The organism is Christensenella tenuis, from assembly GCF_014287795.1.
Lineage (GTDB): Bacteria > Bacillota > Clostridia > Christensenellales > Christensenellaceae > Christensenella > Christensenella tenuis.
Map to the genome: position 1 here is coordinate 1 of NZ_JACOON010000002.1, position 19,866 is coordinate 19,866.

The window sequence follows — 19,866 nt, forward strand, 5'->3', positions numbered from 1 at the left end:
AAGGTAAAGGCGGCGGGCGGCATCCGCACGCGCGAAGAGTTTGACGAATTGCTGGCGATGGGCGTTGAGCGCTTTGGAATCAACACGCAGTCTGCAATTGAGATTGTAAAGTCTTTCGAATGAGGAGAGGAAGAAATGACAGCAAAAGAATTAGGCAGGATCATGGGAGGCCGTATCCTAGAAAGCTATTATGATTATGCGCACGTATCCAACCTGGTATACGAGGCGCTCGACCTAGGGTTCGAGTGCATCCAGGTATTCCCCAATATGCTCCCCAAGGTGAAGGAAGTCCTAAACGGACGCGACCTTGAGGTCTGTGCGGTGGTTTCCTATCCTCATGGGATATTTCTGCCGGAGCAGAAGGCATTTGAGATCAAAGACGCCATCGGCGCAGGCGCGACGCAGATCGAATTCGCGGTACACAACATCAATGTACGCTCCGGAAATTGGGAACTCGTGCACGATGAATTCCGGGCTTGCCGACAGGCGGCGGGAAGCTGTGTCCTGAAGGCGATCCTTGAATGCGAATGGCTGACGGACGAAATGATTTGCAAGGTATGCGAGATCGCTGTAGAAGAGAAGATCGATCGTGTATGTACCTCGATCGGCGTATACACGCGGCCGGACGAAAACAAGAACGATATGCTGATCGGCGTGGAGCCTGAGGATGTGCGGAAAGTGAAGGCTGCCGTGCAGGGAAAGGTGAAAGTCGTTGCACAGGGAAATATAGACAGCATTTCCAAATGCAGGGAATTACTGGGTGCGGGTGCGGACTACATCAGTTCGGAGTATGCGGCAGATATACTGCGGAACTGGGAATAAACGGGAGGAATTTATGTACGATAAAGATTTTGTGAAACGGGCGATTACGTCGCCGTTTATTTCCTACCTATCAGAAGATATTGTAAGGAAGGAACTGGTCGACGGTTACAAAAACAGCGTTCGGTCCGCGATCATTGCCCCCGGGCAATGCGACATTATCAACGAGGTCAAGGTGGAATACGATAACGGCTATTCCAGAACCGGGATGATCGTCGGGTATCCCTATGGTGGTATGTCTACGAATATGAAGGTATACCTAACCAAATATGCAAGAAAAAAGCATCTCGACGAAATCGACGTAGGCTTCAACGTAACAGCGGCCGCTTCCCGGGATTTTGACAAGGTGCGGGAGGAAATGAAGCTGATCATGGAAGCGGCAGGCGGGGAAATTAAGGTAATTCCTATGCTGTGGATGGTCAAGTTTCCTTTCGAAATCGTGGATGAACTGTGTCGGATTTATGTTGATCTCGGCATCACCTCCGTGAAGACGAGTGCGGGAATCCATTTTGGACGGATGCAGGTGGAGCATATCGAATGGCTGTGCAATAACTGGGGCGATAAGCTGGAGATTGAGGTTGCCGGGAAGGTGCGTTCGCGCGAAATCGCGGAACGGATGATCGAGGCGGGCGCGCGGTTCTTCCATATGGGAAGCTGGCGGCGGCTTGGCGGGATTGGGCAGGATATCCAGTTCGATTTTAATACCAAGGAAACCAAATACGGGGAATATAAGGAAGCGGAATAAACCGTGGCAGGGCTTTGAAAAGGGAACGGACAACCGGAGCAGGCCAAGATGCCTGCTCCGGAAACTGCAAACAGCGGAAATGGATTTTGAAACCAAGACGGGCGGCTGCGGTGAATATAAGGACAGGTTATAATTTTGCGGAAAACGGGGGCTGCGGTTCCCGTTTTTTTATAAAGCCGGACCGGGAAACATGTTATAATGAAACGAAAGCAGGCCGTAGCCTGCGGAACGAAAAAGGGAGGGATTTAAGTGATACCATGTTTTAAACTGCATAACGGGGTAGAGGTTCCGGCTATCGGTCTTGGAACTTACCGGATTCCAAACGATGAAGAAGCAGTGCGGTGCGTACGGGACGCGGTGGCGGCGGGCTACCGCAGCATCGATACCGCCATGTTTTACCATAATGAGGAATGGCTGGGAAAAGGCGTGCGTGAATGCGGCGTGCCGCGCGAAGAAATGTATGTCACCACTAAGCTGTGGAACGATTCCCACGGATACGAACCGGCCCTGAAGGCGTTTGCCGCCTCGCTCAGGCGCCTTGGCCTTACCTACGTGGACGAATACCTGATTCATTGGCCCGGTTTCGACGTGGAAGCGTTCGTGCAGACGTGGAAGGCGTTTGAAACGCTTTACAAAGACGGCCTTGTGCGCGTAATCGGCGTATCGAATTTTATGGACTGGCAGCTCAAGGTGCTGATGGAGCGCTGCGAAATAAAACCCATGGTCAACCAGATAGAGACGCATCCCCTGTTCCAGCCCGCGCAAGCCATTCGCTTCTGCCGTGAAAACGGTATCCAGGTCGAGGCGTGGCGGCCGATTGCGCATGGAAAGCTCGACCGCGGCGCCCTGCTTGACGCGGCGAAAAAATATGGTAAAACGCCCGCGCAAATCACGATGCGCTGGCATTACCAGAACGGCTGCCGGGCGATTCCCAAAACGACGCATAAGGAACGTATGGCGGAAAATGTGGATATTTTTGATTTTTCACTTACGGAAAGGGAAATGGAACGGATCACGAACCTCAATACCTATGTGCGGACAGGTGAGTCGCCGGATGAGTTTTTCCTCACCGTAAAGCGCGGCAGTGTATAAAAGCGTGAAACGCCGCGCGCGGCGGGAGGTTGCAGAAAAATTAGATGATCCAAAAAGCGCGGGTCTGTGGCGGCTGTAAAAAGGCATGGAAACCATCGCGCTTTTTTGATATAATAATGAATCATATGGAGTCTGGAAGGAAACGGCTCCCGGAGGATATTTTTTTGAAGTATGACGTAACGCTCAGCATTGTCAACTATAATGACTATGAACGGGCGAAAAAGGCGATCGCGTCCATCCTGCAGTATACGCACGGAGTCCGTGTGAAAATATACCTTGTCGATAACGCTTCCAAAGACGGGAGCGCCACCAGGCTTGCGGATGAATTTCCATCCATCAGCGTGATCTTCAGCGATAAGAACCTCGGGTTTGGCGCAGGGCATAATCTTGTGCTGCCGCTCATCGATTCAGATTTCCATGCCATTGTAAATCCGGATATTATCTTCGCCGGGGATATCCTCGCGGAGCTCGCGGATTATATGCGCAGCCATCAGGATGTGGGCATGTGTACTCCGGCGATCCGCTATATGTCGGGCGAACCCCAGCACCTTCCCAAACGGAACCCGCACCTTAGGTACCTGATTGCCAACCGTGCGCCGGGCAAGCGGTGGGAAGCGCTCCGCGGGCATTATAAAATGCTCGATGAAGACCTTTCTGGTGTTACGGATGTGGAATTTGCGTCCGGGTGCTTCCTCTTTGTGCATACGCCGCTCCTGAAGCTCGTGGGCGGGTTCGACGAACGGTATTTCATGTATTTTGAGGATGCCGACCTCACGCGTACCCTGCGCAAGAATACGCGGGTGGTCTATTATCCATATGCATACGTCTATCACGATTATTCGCGGGCCAGCGCGCACAGCGCACGCTACCTGCTGATCCATATCGCGTCCATGTTCAAATATTTTTGGAAGTGGAGAGGGCAGGACGATGCTCCTGTACCCGGCGGTATGACCGGTCCAAAGCCCAAACAATCTGGAAAAGAGGTACGGTGACTATGAAGGGAATTATACTTGCGGGCGGAAGTGGAACGCGCCTCTACCCGCTCACCATCATGACCAGCAAACAGCTTTTGCCGGTTTATGATAAACCAATGATCTATTATCCGCTTTCCACGCTGATGATGGCGGGCATCAAAGATATCCTGATTATCTCTACGCCTGTGGACTTGCCGCGTTTCAGGAATCTGCTGGGGGACGGGCAGCAGTTCGGCATTTCGCTTTCCTATAAAGAACAGCCCTCGCCGGATGGTCTCGCGCAGGCGTTTATCCTGGGGGAAGAATTCATTGGCGGGGATTCGTGCGCGATGATCCTCGGCGATAATATTTTTTACGGGAACGGCCTCACGCAATTGATGGCGGAGGCGGTGGCAAATCAAAACCGCGCGACGGTCTTCGGCTATTATGTAGACGATCCGGAACGCTTTGGCATCGTAGAATTCGACAAAAACGGGAGGGCGCTTTCCGTGGAGGAAAAGCCGCTGGAACCGAAATCCAATTATGCGATCACCGGGCTGTATTTTTATGATGAACGCGTGGTGGAGTATGCAAAGAGTCTGAAGCCAAGCGCGCGCGGCGAACTCGAAATTACAGACTTGAACCGTATTTACCTTGAAAAAGGAGACCTCGACGTAAAACTGATGGGCCGCGGCTACGCGTGGCTTGATACAGGTACGTTCGATTCGCTGATCGAAGCGGCGGAATTTGTGCGCATGCTGCAAAAGCGGCAGGGCATTGTGATGTCCGCACCGGAGGAAATCGCCTACCATAAGGGCTGGATCGATGTAAAAACGCTTGTCGAAAGCGCGGACCGGTATGGTAAATCGTCCTACGGGCAGCATCTGCATGCCGTTGCGAAAGGAAAGGTGCTTGATATATGAATGCAATAGAAACGGGAATTGAAGGCCTTATAGTCATCGAGCCGGATTGCCACGGAGACCATCGCGGATGGTTTATGGAAACGTACAGTAAGCCCAAGTTTGAAGCGCTCGGCGTCACCTGCGAATTTGTGCAGGATAACCAGTCCTATTCGGCGCGGAAGGGAACGCTGCGCGGCCTGCACTTCCAGAAAAATCCCATGGCACAGTCAAAACTTCTGCGCTGCACGCGCGGGAAAATTCTCGACGTGGCGGTGGATATCCGCAAAAATTCGCCGACCTATAAAAAATGGTATGCCGTAGAGCTTTCGGCAGAAAACAAGAAACAGTTTTTCATGCCCAAAGGCATGGCGCATGGCTTCGTGACGCTCACGGACGACGTGGAAGTGCAGTATAAAGTAGATGCGGTATACGCGCCCGAATGCGATCGTTCCATTCGTTTCGACGATCCGGAGATCGGGGTCGACTGGGGGATCAGCGAGCCGGTTCTTTCGGAAAAAGACCTCAGGGCGCCTCTTCTTGCGGACAGCGACGCAGACTTTTAAGCAAGCGGGACCGGAAATATGGCGCAGTCCGCAGGCTCCCCTTGTGCGGCGTATAACAAACAGGAGCCACGGACGGCTTAGGCGTTCGCAAGCCGCTTCGGGAGGAAGAGCAATCGCTTGAAAGCGGGTTGCGGCGCAGCGATACAGACCAATTTTAAGGAGTTTATTATCTTATGAAAATACTTGTCACCGGCGGAGCCGGGTTCATTGGCAGCAACTTTGTGTTCCATATGCTTGAAAACCACCCGGATTACGATCTGGTGGTTCTCGATTTGCTGACCTATGCGGGCAACCTTGAAACGCTCAAGGATGTTTTAGATCGGCCGAACGTGCGTTTTGTCCGTGCGGACATTGCCGACCGCGAAGCGGTCTTCGGGCTGTTCGGGGAAGAACATCCCGATATTGTGGTAAATTTTGCCGCGGAATCGCACGTGGACCGTTCCATTGAAGACCCGGGTATCTTCCTGCGCTCGAATGTCATCGGTACGCAAACCCTGATGGATGCGTGCCGTAAATACGGGGTGACGCGTTATCACCAGGTCTCTACGGACGAAGTGTACGGCGACCTGCCGCTCGACCGCCCGGACCTGTTTTTTACAGAGGAAACGCCCTTGCATACCTCCTCGCCCTATTCGGCTTCGAAGGCCGGAGCAGACCTGCTGGTGCAGGCGTACCACAGGACCTACGGCCTGCCCGCGACCATCTCGCGGTGCTCGAACAACTATGGGCCGTACCATTTCCCGGAAAAGCTGATCCCGCTCATCATCTCGCGGGCACTCGCGGATGAAAGCCTGCCGGTATACGGCACGGGGGAAAATGTGCGCGACTGGCTGTATGTGCGCGACCACTGCGCCGCCATCGACCGTATCATCCATGACGGGCGCGTGGGCGAGGTATATAACATCGGCGGGCATAACGAGCGTACCAACCTGCAAGTGGTAAAGACGATCCTGAAGGAACTGGGGAAACCCGAGAGCCTCATCACCTTTGTCCGGGACCGTGCGGGGCACGATATGCGCTACGCGATCGATCCGGCCAAGATGATGAGCGAACTTGGCTGGGAACCGACCACCACTTTTGACGAAGGAATCAAACAGACGGTAAAGTGGTATCTTGATCATGAAGATTGGTGGAAGAACATCATCAGCGGGGATTATCAGCAATATTACGAGAAAATGTACGCGGACAGGTGACGCGCACGGCGCGGGCCGTCGCGCTCCCAAAACCGGGGCGGCCGGATGAAAAGAGGAATCTATGGCAATGAAAGTACTTGTAACAGGCGTAAAAGGACAGCTCGGGTACGATGTGGTGCGGCATCTTGATGCGCTCGGCATTGAAAACCGGGGCGTAGATATTGACGACTTCGACCTGACGGACGAAGCGGCCGTGCGTGCGTATATCGGCGAATACAGGCCCACGTGCATCGTGCACTGCGCGGCCTATACCGCGGTGGACAAGGCGGAGAGCGAACCGGAAAAATGTTTTGCCGTTAATGTGACGGGCACGAGAAACATCGCGCTTGCGGCGAAAGACGTGGACGCGGAGGTGCTGTATGTCAGCACGGATTATGTGTTCGATGGGTTTTCCCGCGAAACGCCGTGGGAGGCAGACGATCCCAAAGACCCGCAGAACGTGTATGGCAAGACCAAATATGAGGGCGAACTCGAGGTGCAAAAGCTTCTTGACCAATATTATATCGTACGGATTTGCTGGGTATTCGGCAAAAATGGCAATAATTTTGTGAAAACCATGCTGCGTCTTGCGCAGTCGCATGACGAGATTTCCGTAGTGTGCGACCAGCACGGCGCGCCCACCTATACATACGATGTAGCCAGTCTCCTGTGCGACGTAATCGCATCCCACAAATATGGCGTCTACCAGGCGCCCAACGAAGGAGATATCACCTGGTACGATTTTGCGGTGGAGATCTTCCGGCAGACAGGGAAGGATACGAAAGTGATCCCGGTTTCTACGGAGGAATATGCAAAGATGAATCCGCAGGCCGCGCCGCGGCCCAAAAATTCGCGGTTGTCGAAAAAATCGCTGGACGAAGCGGGTTTCTCCCGCCTTCCCGACTACAAGGACGCGCTCGCGCGGTACCTCAAAGAGCTGTGAGCTATGGAAGAACCCCTGATTTCCGTTGTCATTCCATCCTATAATTACGAAGCCTATATCGGCCACGCTATCGAAACGGTGGCCGCTCAGAGCTACCGCAACCTGGAGCTGATCGTGATTGACGATTGTTCGCAGGACCACAGCCTTGAGAAGGTGAACGGGCTCGCCGGGGATAAGCTCCTGCGGGAACGGTTTTCCGAGCGGATTACGGTACGCAAAAATGAGCACAACCGAGGTGCGCACGAAACCATCAATGAAGGGATCGCGGCGGCAAACGGCGAATATCTTGCTATTCTCAACGCGGACGACCTTTTTGAGCCGAACCGTTTTTCCGCGCTGATGGGGGAGATGCGGCGCAAAGGAGCCATGTGGGGATTTTCGCGCGTGCGGTGCATCGGCCCGGATGGGGAACCGCTCGAAACAGAGCAGGCGCATTCATTCGAACGAATTCAGGATAAACTCGCCGGCAAGCGTTTCGCCGCCCTCGCGGCGGTGGCGGAAAACGTAGGAATTTCCACGGGAAACCTGCTTTTTTCCCGTCGGCTTTTTGAGGGGATCGGCGGTTTCAAAAACTATAAATACGTGCACGACTACGATTTTTTCCTGCGGGCCTGCCTGTATGACGAGCCTGCCTTCACGGCGGAAACATCCTACCTGTACCGCCTTCACGGGGAAAATTCTTTTCTTTCCCTGCATGAGGAAGGAGTGCGGGAAAACCGGGTCGTATGGCTGGAGTTTTACCGTGCCGTGCAAAAAGGAGAGATTGCCAACCGGATCATTCTGCAAAACCCGGCATATGCGCAGGAGTTTTATGAAGCGGTAAGCGCGGAAGGCAAAAAAAAGCGCACCCTGTGGAAGCTGGCCCAAAACCCCCTCATGCGCGCGGGCCTGAAGCTCTTTAAGGCAAAATACCGTATGGACTGACCGCCTTTCCCAAATTGGCTGTAAGGAAAGCAGAAATGCTTTTCTTTTTTATGTACGGATTTTACTCAAAATCTCTTGTTGACGCGCCGCAGTTATGCTAAGATAGTGCTTGCGCCGCTATGTAAAGCCGCTCATCCCTCAGGAAAGGAAACCGGTATGGAACAGAAGATCAACCATAAGCAAATGCTGAAGCTGTTTCTCACAATCGCGCTGCCTGTGGCACTGCAAAACCTGCTGACCTATGCCGTGGGCCTGATGGATTCCATCATGGTCGGCTCTCTCGGTGAGGTGCAGCTTTCCGCGGTTACGGTGGCAAACCAGCCCTTTTTCCTCTTTATGATGTGTATGTTTGGGCTTTCTTCTGGCGCGTGCGTACTGATCTCACAATATTGGGGCAAAAAAGACCAAGACACGATTTCCCGCATCTTCGGCATCGTCCTGCGGATCGCGGTACTCGTGGGCATTGGCGTCACGGCGGTAGTTCTTCTCTTTCCGCGGCAGGTAATGGAGCTTTATACCAATGAACAGCCTGTCATTGAATACGGTATGCAATACCTGCGGGTCGTCGCCTTTTCCTATATTCCTTTTGCGGTTACGAACGGCTATCTGACCTGTGTGCGCAGCGTGGAGCGTGTAAAAATTGCGGTCATTACCTATAGTATTTCGTTCTGCGTGAATGTATTTTTTAACTATATATTCATCTTCGGAAAATTCGGGGCGCCGGCGCTCGGCGTTGCGGGCGCGGCCGTGGGTACCATCATTGCCCGCGCGGCGGAACTTGCAATCGTTCTTGTATACGCGCTTAAAAAGGAAACGCGCGTCACCTTGAAATGGAGCTATATTATAAAAAATGAAAAATGGATCCTGCACGATTATATGAAATTTTCTCTGCCTGTGCTGGTCAATGAGATGATGTGGGCGGTCGGGTCTTCGGCAAGTACCGCGATCCTCGGACGCATGAGCGTTTCGGCGGTCGCAACGGTCAGCATCGTTTCCACCGCGTTCCAAATTGTTACGGTGTTTATTTACGGTGCGGCCTCCGCGACGCTTGTGATCGTGGGGAAATATATTGGAGAAAAGAAATTTGCAACCGCGCGCAAAAGCGCGAATTGGCTGGTTGTGGCCAACATCGTCATTGCGGCGGCGACTGCCGCCATGTTCCTGCTTTTAAAGGACATCTTTATGGGCTTTTACACGATTACGCCCGAAACGCGCGCAGCGCTCGATATGACAATGATTGTAGCAGCGGTGGTCATCCTTTTTTATGCGGTCAACATGGCATGTATTGTGGGGGTGTTCCGCGGCGGCGGCGATACGGTTTTTGCCATGCTTCTCGATATCGTTGCCATGTGGGGAATCGCCGTGCCGCTGGGTGCGCTGGGTGCGTTTGCCTGGGGGCTGTCGATTCCGCTGGTTTACTTTCTTCTGCGCTCCGATGAAGTTGTCAAAGCCTTTGTCTGCCTTGTGCGTATGAAAAGCGGAAGGTGGCTGCGCGTAGTCACGCGGGATATGGGTGACGATGCGGGTCCCATGCCGCCGGAATCAAGCCAGGTACTCGAATGAGCTGGAAAGCTCATATGAGCGGGCCGGCAGATGCACATGCCGCATATGTCCGCAAATGCTATGCCAGACAGGAGGTTGGCGCAGCCTGACAGGATGGAAACATCCTGTTTTTTTATGCGGAAACCATGCTATACTATTAGGGAAAGAAGTGCGGAGTAAGAAAGCGTGTATTTTGCAAGCCCCCCTGTTTATAGGAAACGGGAATCTTCTTATTTTCGTTGAAAGGTGGATAAGCAATGGCGCAAAACGGAACGATGATGCAGTATTTTGAATGGTATCTGCCCCCGGGAATGCTGTGGAACAAAATGAAAGACGAAGCGCAGGCCCTTGCGCAGAGCGGGATCACCGCGTTGTGGATTCCGCCCGCCTATAAGGGCAGCGCGGGCGTAAACGACGTCGGTTACGGCGTCTACGATATTTACGACCTCGGCGAATTCGGGCAGAAGGGAACGGTCGCCACCAAATATGGAACGAAAGACGAGCTTCTCGCGGCGATCCATGCCCTGCATAGGGCCGGGATTGAAGTCTATGCGGACGTGGTGCTCGACCATATGATGGGAGCGGACGGCATAGAACTCGTAAACGCTTCCGAGGTCAATCCGGGCAACCGCAACGAAGAGGAGGGAGAGCCGCAGCAGATTGCGGCGTGGACGCACTTTTATTTCCCCGGAAGGAATAAAGTATATTCAGATTTCGAGTGGCATTGGTATCATTTCACGGGCATCGATTGGGATCAGAAGGCAAAGGAAACGGCGGTCTTCAAATTTGAAGGCAAGGAATGGGACGAAGAAGTGGATGCGGAAAACGGTAATTTCGATTATCTGATGGGCGCGGATTTGGACCTCGACCATTTCGATGTAATCACGGAACTGACCCAGTGGGGCAAATGGTTCATTGAAACGACGGATATTGACGGATTTCGCTTTGACGCGGTCAAGCATATGAAATTCTCATTCTACCAGAATTGGCTTGATTCCATGCGCCGCGATACCAAGGAAGAACTTTTCTCCGTAGGCGAATACTGGAATGCAGACCTTGGCGCGCTCAAGAACTATATCGATACGACGAAAGGCGCGCTTTCCCTATTCGACGTGCCCCTGCATTTCCGCTTCATGGACGCGGCAAATTCGGGCGGGTCATTTGACATGCGCACGATCTTCGATGGAACGCTCACACAGGATAATCCCACGCGTTCCGTTACTTTTGTGGATAACCATGATACACAGCCGGGGCAGGCGCTCGAGTCGTGGGTGCCGGACTGGTTCAAGCCCCTCGCTTATGCGCTCATCCTGCTGCGGCAGGACGGCTATCCCTGCGTTTTTTATGGGGATTATTACGGCATCGGACACAGCGGTATAGCTCCCAAAAAGCAGATGCTTGATTGCCTGCTCGCGGCGCGGCGGAACCATGCTTACGGAAAGCAGAACGATTATTTCGATCATCCGAATCTCATCGGGTGGACGCGCGAAGGGGAGGAAGGGCACCCGGGCGGGCTTGCGGTGGTTGTTACCAATGGCGAAGGCGGCATAAAGCATATGTACGTCGGGCAGGCGCATGCGGGGGAAACCTATTACGACTGCACGGGAAACCGTACGGAGGAAGTGACCGTCGGGGAAGACGGAACCGGGGATTTTTCGGTGAACGGCGGCTCGGCATCGGTGTGGATCAAAAAGAAAGAAGGGGAGAATGCGGTATGAACGAAAGAAAGATACGCATGAAGGACGGCGGCGAAATGCCTGCCCTCGGGCAGGGCACGTGGCATATGGGCGACCATAAAGACAGGGAGGAGCAGGAAATCGAAAGCATACGCCTTGGGGTGTCCCTTGGTATGACGCTTCTTGATACGGCGGAAATGTATGGAGAGGGCGCGTCCGAACGCATGCTCGGCAAGGCGATTGCCCCGCTTAAGCGGGATGAATTGTTCCTTGTTTCCAAGGTTTACCCGTGGAATGCGGGACGGGCCAATCTATTTGAAAGCTGCGAAAACAGCCTGCGGCGGCTGGGGACGGACTACCTCGACCTTTATTTGCTGCACTGGCCGGGCAGCGTGCCGCTGGCGGAAACGGTAGATTGCATGGAGCAGCTCGTGCGCGAGGGAAAAATCCTGCGGTGGGGCGTCTCTAATTTCGATACGGATGATATGGAGCGGCTGTGGTCTGTGCCGGACGGCGACAAATGCGCAGTCAACCAAGTGCTCTATCATCTTGGTTCCCGCGGTGTGGAATACGATTTGCTTCCGTGGCTGCAGCGGCATGAAGTGGCCATGATGGCCTATTGTCCCATTGCACAGGGCGGCGCCCTGCGAAGGCAGCTTCTTAAGGATAAAGTTCTGGGCGGAATCGCGGCTGCCCACGGGGTTACGGTAATCCAGCTTTTGCTCGCTTTTGCGCTCCGGAGGGAAAGCGTAGCGGCAATTCCCAAAGCGGGAACGCCGCGGCATACGCGCGAAAACGCGGAGGCGGCGGAAATTAGGCTCTCCGATGAGGAATGGAAACGAATCGAAGCGGAATTTCCCTCTCCCGCACATAAAATGCCCCTTGATATCAGGTAGCGCATGGATAGAGAAAACCGTTCCGGAAGGAACGGTTTTTTAGATACGAGGCATCTCATACAATATCATAATCAAAAGAAATAGTCTATACTTTTTTTCCGTTTCTGGTAAGCTGGAATCACCGGCCGGATTTAAATCAAAGGAGAAAACGACGATGGCAGTTGATTTTGAACAAATGGCGGAATACTATGATGCCATGTATGGAAACGAAGATGAATACCGAAGGGAGGCGGAACAGGTGCATGCTCTGGCGTGCGAATATGGCGTGCAGGGGAGCCTGCTCGATATCGCCTGCGGAACAGGACTCCATGCGAAATATCTCTCGCGTTACTTTGAGGTAACAGGGGTGGATCTTTCCGGAGGAATGCTGCATGCAGCACGGAAAAATGTGCCGGGAGTCCGTTTTGTGGAGGGAGATATGTGCACGCTTCCTTTGGAAGAAACATTTCACGTTGCCGTGAACCTTTACGGAAGCATCGGTTTTGTAAAGGATGGAAAGGGGCTTGCAGCCGCCTGCCGGGAAACATACCGTTGCCTTGAAGAAGGCGGTCTTTTTATCCTTGTGCCGTGGAGCACACGGGAGTCCTTTGCGGAAGGGATGGTTGCGGACAGCGGGGAGAAAGACGGTCTCTTTTATTGCAGGATGGAAGCGGTGCGCCGAGAGGATACGCATCATGCCGGAATCGTTATGCGGCATCTGATCGGACGGAGCGGGAAAATCCGCGAATTTTGCCAGATGCAGGTAATTACGCTTTTCTCGGAGGATGAATATTGCACCGCACTTGAAAATGCAGGTTTTCGTATTGCATTGCGCCTCAAAGAACCGGAATTCCGTATGGGTGCCTTTGTATGTATCAAATGAAAGAAATAAAAAACGGCTGCCAATGGCAGTCGTTTTTTGCTTATTCATAATCTCTTCTGAAATTGTTCCGCTGCTGCTTCTTTGCCTTCCTGCAAGCCGGGCGCCTGACTGGATCGTTTTCAAAGCCTTTTTCTTTGTAAAATTCCTGTTCGCCCTCTGTGAATATGAACTCGTTCCCACAGTCCTTGCAGGTAAGGGTTTTGTCAGCCATGCTGTGCATCCTCCTGAAAAATAATTTGAGAAAAGAGACCATAGTTAAAATTTCCCCAAATTGAATTTTTCGCAGGGTTGTTTTAATTTGCGGTTCTTTTTCTGGCTTCATTTTAACATAGCGTTTTTCGCTTTGCGACGTTTTTTCGCGGGGGCAAACCAAAATTTACAGAAAAATAATTTTATGTAGGAAAGTTTTGTGATATAATCAATACAATATATCATGGGGAAGGTGTTGAGTTTTGTATAACGTGCATTTCACGTATACAAAAATGCCTTTTCATGGCGGAAAGAAATGGATATGACGAAAACAACACAAAATATTATGGTGAATATACGCGGCAGCCAGGCGGATGAGTATGATGACAACACTATGGAGCTTTATACTGAAGGAATGCTGACGCATGACGGCGGAAAATATATCATTGAATATGATGAAAGCGAAATTTCGGGTATGGAAAATACGCGGACCTCGCTTACGGTGGAAGGAGACAGGGTGCAGCTTAAACGTACCGGCGCAGTAGAGACGGAGTTTGTGTTCCTAAAGAGCCGCGTGTTTGAGGCAGCTTATGAAACGCCTTTTGGCATGATGCAGATGTCGGTTCTGCCTACGCAGATTTTAAGCGAACTTTCGGAAGACAAAGGGAAAATCAATCTCGAATATGTCATCCGTATCGGCGACCAGCAGGCCGTAAATAAGCTGGATATTGACTATAAAAAGTTACCGAAAGCATGAGCTTTGCAATAAGTTTCAAATGTTTCCCAGAGGAGGATTGATAGATTATGTTAATTGAGTGGATTGGGCATTCCTGCTTTTATATAACGACGGAGGCGGGCAAGACAATCATAATAGATCCCTACGAAGATACCATTGGTCTTCGTGTGCCCGAAACGCGCGCGGATATCGTGCTCATCACGCACGATCATTTTGACCATAAGAACCAGGCGTATATTGACGGTATGCGCAACGGGGACGTACTGATCGCGGATGCGGGCGTTCATGAAGTAGACGGCATAAAAATTACGGGAATCCCCGTATGGCATGACGAACAACAGGGCAGTGAGCGCGGGCAGGTGATTACATTCCTGGTTGAGACGGATGGTATGCGTCTCCTGCACATGGGCGATGTCGGCGCAATGCCCGAGCCTTCTTATTTTGAACAGATCGGGAAAATTGATATCCTGATGATCCCCATAGGCGGCTACTACACTGTAGATGCAAAGGGAGCGCTTAACATTATGGATATTATCCGCCCGAATATCACGATTCCCATGCATTATCTTGTGGGCAGTCTTACGCTGACCGAAATCGCAGGGTCGCATGATTTCCTTGCGCGCGCAGCCAGCCGCGAATACGATGTTTCACGCCTTGGCGGCGGGCTGTTTGATATCACAAAGGATAATTTGAAAAAGCGCAACAGGATTGTTGTTATGGAGTGTTCACACTGCTAAAAGCAGTGTAGTGCGCGCCTGCCGTTTGTTTTCTCTTCGGGGGGAAATACCGCTTTTGCGCGCTTACTTCTTTTTTCCACGCAACACACGCTGCTTGGGCGGGGGCGTAGCCGGGAGGCGCGCGCCTCTTTGTCCCGGAAGGACGGCGGCCCCTGCGCGGCAGGCACTTATATAATATGAAACAATGGAAACGGGAACGCATTTTATGCGTTCCGTTTCTTGTGAATTTATGAAAATTGATAGACGGTTTCTTTGGGGTTTTGCTTTCAAAGCAAAAAAGGAAGCGGTCATTTTGGGAGGCTTGTATATTTATGAAAACCGGATTTGACAATGAATTGTATATCCAGAAGCAGACGGAAAAAATACGTGAACGGATCGATTTATTCAAGGGGAAGCTGTACCTTGAATTCGGCGGGAAGCTGTTCGATGATTACCATGCTTCGCGGGTGCTGCCCGGGTTTGACGTAAATGGCAAGGCCAAGCTCCTCCAAAGCCTCAAAGACCAGGCGGAAATTATCTTCTGCATCAATGCGGGGGATATTGAAAAAAATAAGGTCCGTGCGGATCTTGGCATTACCTACGATCTGGATGTACTGCGCCTGATAGACAACCTGCGCGGCATGGATCTCTACATCGGCAGTGTGGTGATTACCCAGTATACAGAGCAGCAGGCGGCGGATATTTTTCGCCAGAAGCTTGAGCGCAGGGGAGTCAAAACCTATATTCATAAGCACACCAAGGGATATCCAAACGAAATCGAACTGATTGTAAGCGATGAAGGGTACGGCATGAATCCCTATATAGAAACGACACGGCCGCTTGTCGTTGTAACCGCCCCCGGTCCGGGCAGCGGAAAGCTTGCAACGTGCCTCTCACAGCTGTACCATGAAAATAAAAGGGGCGCGCGGGCAGGGTACGCGAAATTTGAGACTTTTCCCATCTGGAACCTTCCGCTGAAGCATCCGGTCAATATGGCATATGAGGCGGCAACGTCCGACCTCAACGACGTCAATATGATCGATCCGTTCCACCTTGAGGCCTATGGGAAAACGGCGGTCAACTATAACCGTGATATCGAGGCGTTTCCTATTGTCAAAACAATCCTAGCCAAGATCACGGGGAATAAGGATTACTATAAGTCGCCTACGGATATGGGCGTCAACATGGCCGGTTACGCCGTTACGGACGATGAAGTGTGCAGGCAGGCTGCATGCCAGGAGGTCATCCGCCGCTATTACAATGCGCAGTGTGATTTCAAAAAAGGACTCATACAGCAGGAAGCGCTGCAAAAAAACCTGATGGTTATGAAGCAGCTCGAGCTTGAACCGGCAGACCGCGTTGTGGTTGCCCCGGCAATTGCAAAGTCTGAAAAGGAAGGCGTTCCCGCCGCCGCGATAGAGATGCCGGACGGCACGATTATTACCGGCAAAACAACGGAACTGATGAATAATGTTTCGAGCATGCTCTTAAACGCCATTAAGCACCTCGGGAATATTGCCGATGAAATCCGGCTCATTTCCCCAATGGTGCTGGAACCGATTTTGAAGCTTAAAGAAGGCGCGCTCAAAGAACTCGATCCTATTCTTAATATTGAGGATGTGCTTATTGCACTTTCCATCAGCGCGGCAATGAACCCCATGGCCGAGGTTGCGATGGAAAAATTCAAAGACCTCGCGGGATGCGAGGTGCATTCCACCTGTATGCTGACGCAGACGGACGAATCGGCGCTCAAAAAGCTCAATGTAAATCTCACATGCGAGCCGGCATATCCATCCAAAGACCTGTATTACGTATAAGTTGATCTGCATGTGGACGGGAATGCAAAAAAGCATTCCCGTTTTTGGCGAATTTAAACCAAGGCTTTCTTCTGCCCGGATTTTGGATAGCAAAACCAGAAAAAAACGCCAAGGGCAATGAGCGCGAGGCTCACCCATTGCGAGATGGAAAAAACACCGTAAATGCCGCGAAATGCATCGTAGCGGAAAAATTCCAGTACGAAACGAATGATGCCATATCCAATCAGGTAGACCGCAAGGATTTTTCCGGGCGGTCTTTTTTGTTTCCCATAACGGAGCATGAAAAAGAACAACGCCAGGAGGCACGCCGATTCGATTAGCTGCACAGGCAGCAGCCGCACACCGTGCGGCGCAAACGGCGAGGCATCAAAGAATACGCCGAAGTCGCAGGGAATGCCATAGCAGCATCCGGCGGAAAAACAGCCTACGCGCCCGACCGCGTGCATGAGCGGGATAGAAGGCAGTATGGTATCGAGCATGGCCCATGCCGGCGTTTTAATGAGTCTGGCCGCCAGAAACAGAAAAAGGATACCTCCGATGAATCCGCCGTAATACACAAGGCCCGCATCCATGAAATATTCGAGAAATGTATAACCGGTATCTTTTGCCAGTTGCAGGAAACTGGTAAAACCTTGCGCCATATAAAAGAGTTTAGCGCCGAGAAGCGCGCCAGCCGCTGCAATAAATAAACACGCGACAAGATCGTCCGCGCGAATTCCGTTTATTTTGCGCCGCAAAACGGCGCAAATGAGCCCGGCGGCAAAGCCGATAACGATCATAATCGCATAAGTGGATATGGAAACGCCAAAGATTTGTGTTACAGGACACATAGAGGAAACCTTTCTAAAAGAGAAAAACAGGCAAACCTTACGGTTCGCCTGTTTTAAAAAACTCAGTCAGATTAACCAAGCATGCTTGCAGCCGTCATACCTGCAGCAAGAAGCGCACCCGCGCAAGCAACCGCAACGATGATCAGGATCACCGAGAGAATCAAGCCGATCAGCGAAAGAATCCAACCGGCAGTTGCCATTCCGGAAGGAGCCTGCTTTTTTGCTTTGGAACCGAGTACGAGACCAATGATGCCGCACACGAGACCAACCGGCCAGAAGACAAATGCAAAAATGATCGCTACAATACCAAGTACGAGCGATACAACTGCAAAAGTACTTTTGTTTTCCATAACTATGATACCTCCAAAAATATATAATAATAGCGGGCCGGAATATAAAACCTGACCCTGAAAGCCGGATTTTAAACCACTTCCCACGATCTCATTATATAATAAAACACCTTCGCAAGTCAAACTCCGGGCGCAAAAAAAAGGCAAAACAGGGACGTTTTGAGGCGCAAAATTATTTTTTGGAGAAAAATCGTTTTTTACCCGTAATAAATGTAATATTTTTGTATAAAATATAGATAAATTTCATTGACAAAAACGCCTTTTTTGCGCATAATAAAAGGGACAGAAGTGGAAATTTATGAAAATGGAGTTCACAACCGTTTTTTCCTGTATATTTTAGTGTATATATAATTTTATCACTTCCATGCACGTTAAAGGGTTTTGATTGACGCTGTTTCGTTGATATTGTTTATTAAATTTTAAAAATTTTTAACATACCAAAAAGGAGTAACCATTGTCGTGGATACCAGTTTACTCGAATCCAAAAGTCTCGCCGACCTGCGCGAGATCGCAAAACTAGCAGGTGTAAAATCTCCAACCAAGTACAAGAAGGCGGATCTTCTGGCAAAGCTTCTTGAGCTTGAACAAGCGGAAGAGCAGAACGCAGCCCCGCAGCAGGAACCTGCGGCGGAGGAACCGGCCGTCTTGGAACAGCCGGTTGCCGAGGAGGCGAAGCCGGAAAAAGCGCCCGCCCCCCGGCGAGGGCGTCCAAGGGCCAAGCCGCAGCCGGAACCGGAAGAACAGCCGCAGCCGGAGGCGCAGCCACAACAGGCGGCCCCCGCGGCGGAACCGGAATCGATGCAGGATTTTGGGGATGACGAGTCTGCCGGGGAAGTAGAGGAGCATCATGATTCCCGCCGGCGCAGGATCATCGAATATGTGCCGAATAACGATGCCGTAAACGAAATACTCAATACCGGCGAATGCAAGGATGCAAACGGCATCTTGGAAGTGCATTCGGAGGGATACGGCTTCCTGCGCAGTGAAAATTACCTGCCGGGCTCCAAAGATGTATACGTATCTCAGGCACAGATTCGTAAGTTCAACCTGAAAACGGGGGATAAGGTGCGCGGTAAGACCCGTCCCTCCAAAGATGGGGAACGCTTGCTCGCCCTCCTGTATATCGAAACGGTGAATGGGGAGCCGGTGGAAAATTGCCAGACACGTCCGGCCTTTGAAACCCTGACGCCTATTTATCCGGATGAACGTTTTACGCTGGAAAATATCCGCGCGTCGCGGGATCTTGCCATCCGTATGATCGACCTCATTTCACCGATCGGCAAAGGCCAGCGCGGCCTCATCGTAGCGCCGCCGAAGGCAGGCAAAACAATCCTGCTGAAAAAGATTGCCAACAGCATCACCACGAACTATCCGGAAGTAGAGCTTCTGGTGCTGCTGATCGATGAGCGCCCGGAGGAAGTTACGGATATGCAGCGCTCCATCGCGGGAGAGGTTGTCTATTCGACTTTTGACGAAAAGCCGGAAAACCATGCGCGTGTCTCGGATATGGTCATCGAGCGCGCCAAGCGCCTTGTGGAACATGGGCGCGATGTTGTGATCCTGCTTGACAGCCTGACGCGTTTAGGGCGCGCGTATAACCTGATTGTTCCGCCATCCGGGCGTACGCTCTCCGGCGGTCTTGATCCGGCATCCCTCTATAAGCCCAAGCGTTTCTTCGGCGCGGCGCGTAATATTGAAGGGGGCGGTTCGCTGACCATTATTGCCACAGCGCTGGTGGAAACGGGTTCCCGCATGGATGAAATTATCTATGAAGAATTTAAGGGAACGGGCAATATGGAAATCCATCTTGACCGCAAGCTGTCTGAAAAACGTATTTTCCCGGCAGTGGATCTTGCGAAATCGGGTACCCGCCGCGAAGACTTGCTGCTCTCGCAAAAAGAGCTCGAGGGTACGTGGGCGCTGCGGAAAGCGTTGTCTTCCGGGAACACGACGGAAGTTACAGAACAGCTCATAGGCATGCTCGTACGTACGCAGACAAACGAGGAATTCCTCGCAAGGCTGCATGAATGGTTCCGTATTTGGGAAAAAGAAGGATATAATTCCGGCAGCGGCGGAAGATATTAATTTGCGGTAACAAAAAAACGGATAGCCGGTCCCGGATATCCGTTTTTTTCGTGA

Annotated in this window: 20 protein-coding genes; 17 read left to right on the plus strand and 3 right to left on the minus strand. The window is 51.7% G+C overall.

The window, feature by feature from the left end; genetic code table 11:
* The first annotated feature begins 135 nt into the window (after window positions 1-135).
* The 13 genes from deoC to H8S18_RS03700 all read left to right on the plus strand — a co-directional run bounded on the left by deoC (window position 136) and on the right by H8S18_RS03700 (window position 13,089).
* Complete coding sequence (gene deoC / locus H8S18_RS03640; RefSeq protein WP_186856956.1) at window positions 136-822, plus strand: deoxyribose-phosphate aldolase; 687 nt, start codon at window positions 136-138, stop codon at window positions 820-822.
* 13 nt (window positions 823-835) lie between these two features.
* Window positions 836-1,564: a hypothetical protein gene (locus H8S18_RS03645; RefSeq protein ID WP_186856957.1), complete on the plus strand. Its 729-nt coding sequence runs from the start codon at window positions 836-838 to the stop codon at window positions 1,562-1,564.
* Window positions 1,565-1,813: 249 nt separating this feature from the next.
* Window positions 1,814-2,656 (plus strand): aldo/keto reductase, encoded by an 843-nt coding sequence (locus tag H8S18_RS03650; protein WP_186856958.1) that lies wholly within the window; start codon window positions 1,814-1,816, stop codon window positions 2,654-2,656.
* Window positions 2,657-2,820: 164 nt separating this feature from the next.
* Window positions 2,821-3,648, plus strand: a complete 828-nt coding sequence (locus H8S18_RS03655) for a glycosyltransferase family 2 protein (protein WP_186856959.1) — start codon at window positions 2,821-2,823, stop codon at window positions 3,646-3,648.
* Window positions 3,649-3,650: 2 nt separating this feature from the next.
* Entirely contained in the window at window positions 3,651-4,532 is an 882-nt protein-coding gene (gene rfbA, locus H8S18_RS03660; RefSeq protein ID WP_186856960.1) for a glucose-1-phosphate thymidylyltransferase RfbA, read from the plus strand.
* Entirely contained in the window at window positions 4,529-5,074 is a 546-nt protein-coding gene (gene rfbC / locus H8S18_RS03665; protein ID WP_186856961.1) for a dTDP-4-dehydrorhamnose 3,5-epimerase, read from the plus strand. Before rfbA ends, rfbC begins: the two co-directional genes overlap by 4 nt.
* 173 nt (window positions 5,075-5,247) lie before the next feature.
* Window positions 5,248-6,267 (plus strand): dTDP-glucose 4,6-dehydratase, encoded by a 1,020-nt coding sequence (gene rfbB / locus H8S18_RS03670; RefSeq protein ID WP_186856962.1) that lies wholly within the window; start codon window positions 5,248-5,250, stop codon window positions 6,265-6,267.
* A gap of 67 nt (window positions 6,268-6,334) precedes the next feature.
* Window positions 6,335-7,189, plus strand: coding sequence for a dTDP-4-dehydrorhamnose reductase (gene rfbD / locus H8S18_RS03675; protein ID WP_186857387.1), 855 nt, complete (start codon window positions 6,335-6,337; stop codon window positions 7,187-7,189).
* 3 nt (window positions 7,190-7,192) lie between these two features.
* On the plus strand, window positions 7,193-8,113 hold the full coding sequence (locus H8S18_RS03680; protein ID WP_186856963.1) for a glycosyltransferase family 2 protein: 921 nt from the start codon (window positions 7,193-7,195) through the stop codon (window positions 8,111-8,113).
* A gap of 156 nt (window positions 8,114-8,269) precedes the next feature.
* On the plus strand, window positions 8,270-9,676 hold the full coding sequence (locus H8S18_RS03685) for an MATE family efflux transporter (RefSeq protein ID WP_186856964.1): 1,407 nt from the start codon (window positions 8,270-8,272) through the stop codon (window positions 9,674-9,676).
* Between the two features lie 236 nt (window positions 9,677-9,912).
* Entirely contained in the window at window positions 9,913-11,373 is a 1,461-nt protein-coding gene (locus H8S18_RS03690) for an alpha-amylase (RefSeq protein WP_186856965.1), read from the plus strand.
* The gene (locus tag H8S18_RS03695; RefSeq protein WP_186856966.1) at window positions 11,370-12,227 is read left to right on the plus strand and encodes an aldo/keto reductase; all 858 of its coding nucleotides are present in this window, start codon (window positions 11,370-11,372) and stop codon (window positions 12,225-12,227) included. Before H8S18_RS03690 ends, H8S18_RS03695 begins: the two co-directional genes overlap by 4 nt.
* Before the next feature lie 154 nt (window positions 12,228-12,381).
* Window positions 12,382-13,089, plus strand: coding sequence for a class I SAM-dependent DNA methyltransferase (locus H8S18_RS03700; RefSeq protein WP_186856967.1), 708 nt, complete (start codon window positions 12,382-12,384; stop codon window positions 13,087-13,089).
* Window positions 13,090-13,129: 40 nt separating this feature from the next.
* Here the strand turns inward: H8S18_RS03700 and H8S18_RS03705 are convergent, their stop codons facing one another.
* Window positions 13,130-13,300, minus strand: a complete 171-nt coding sequence (locus H8S18_RS03705) for a zinc-ribbon domain-containing protein (protein WP_186856968.1) — start codon at window positions 13,298-13,300, stop codon at window positions 13,130-13,132.
* 294 nt (window positions 13,301-13,594) lie between these two features.
* Between H8S18_RS03705 and H8S18_RS03710 the strand changes: the two genes are divergently transcribed.
* The 3 genes from H8S18_RS03710 (at window position 13,595) to H8S18_RS03720 (ending at window position 16,547) form a co-directional block, all read left to right on the plus strand.
* Window positions 13,595-14,035, plus strand: coding sequence for a DUF1934 domain-containing protein (locus tag H8S18_RS03710; RefSeq protein WP_207721642.1), 441 nt, complete (start codon window positions 13,595-13,597; stop codon window positions 14,033-14,035).
* 47 nt (window positions 14,036-14,082) lie between these two features.
* Window positions 14,083-14,751, plus strand: a complete 669-nt coding sequence (locus H8S18_RS03715) for an MBL fold metallo-hydrolase (protein ID WP_186856970.1) — start codon at window positions 14,083-14,085, stop codon at window positions 14,749-14,751.
* Window positions 14,752-15,062: 311 nt separating this feature from the next.
* Window positions 15,063-16,547, plus strand: coding sequence for a DUF1846 domain-containing protein (locus H8S18_RS03720; protein WP_186856971.1), 1,485 nt, complete (start codon window positions 15,063-15,065; stop codon window positions 16,545-16,547).
* 53 nt (window positions 16,548-16,600) lie between these two features.
* Here the strand turns inward: H8S18_RS03720 and H8S18_RS03725 are convergent, their stop codons facing one another.
* Together H8S18_RS03725 and H8S18_RS03730 are read right to left on the minus strand one after the other, a co-directional pair.
* Window positions 16,601-17,377 carry a prolipoprotein diacylglyceryl transferase gene (locus H8S18_RS03725; RefSeq protein WP_186856972.1) on the minus strand — a complete coding sequence of 259 codons (777 nt, stop codon included), beginning with the start codon at window positions 17,375-17,377 and terminating at the stop codon, window positions 16,601-16,603.
* Between the two features lie 71 nt (window positions 17,378-17,448).
* The gene (locus H8S18_RS03730; RefSeq protein ID WP_186856973.1) at window positions 17,449-17,727 is read right to left on the minus strand and encodes a hypothetical protein; all 279 of its coding nucleotides are present in this window, start codon (window positions 17,725-17,727) and stop codon (window positions 17,449-17,451) included.
* A 459-nt stretch (window positions 17,728-18,186) separates the two neighbouring features.
* On the opposite strand from H8S18_RS03730, the gene rho reads away from it, so the two are divergent.
* Window positions 18,187-19,812, plus strand: a complete 1,626-nt coding sequence (rho, locus tag H8S18_RS03735) for a transcription termination factor Rho (RefSeq protein WP_330598665.1) — start codon at window positions 18,187-18,189, stop codon at window positions 19,810-19,812.
* Window positions 19,813-19,866: the final 54 nt, after the last annotated feature.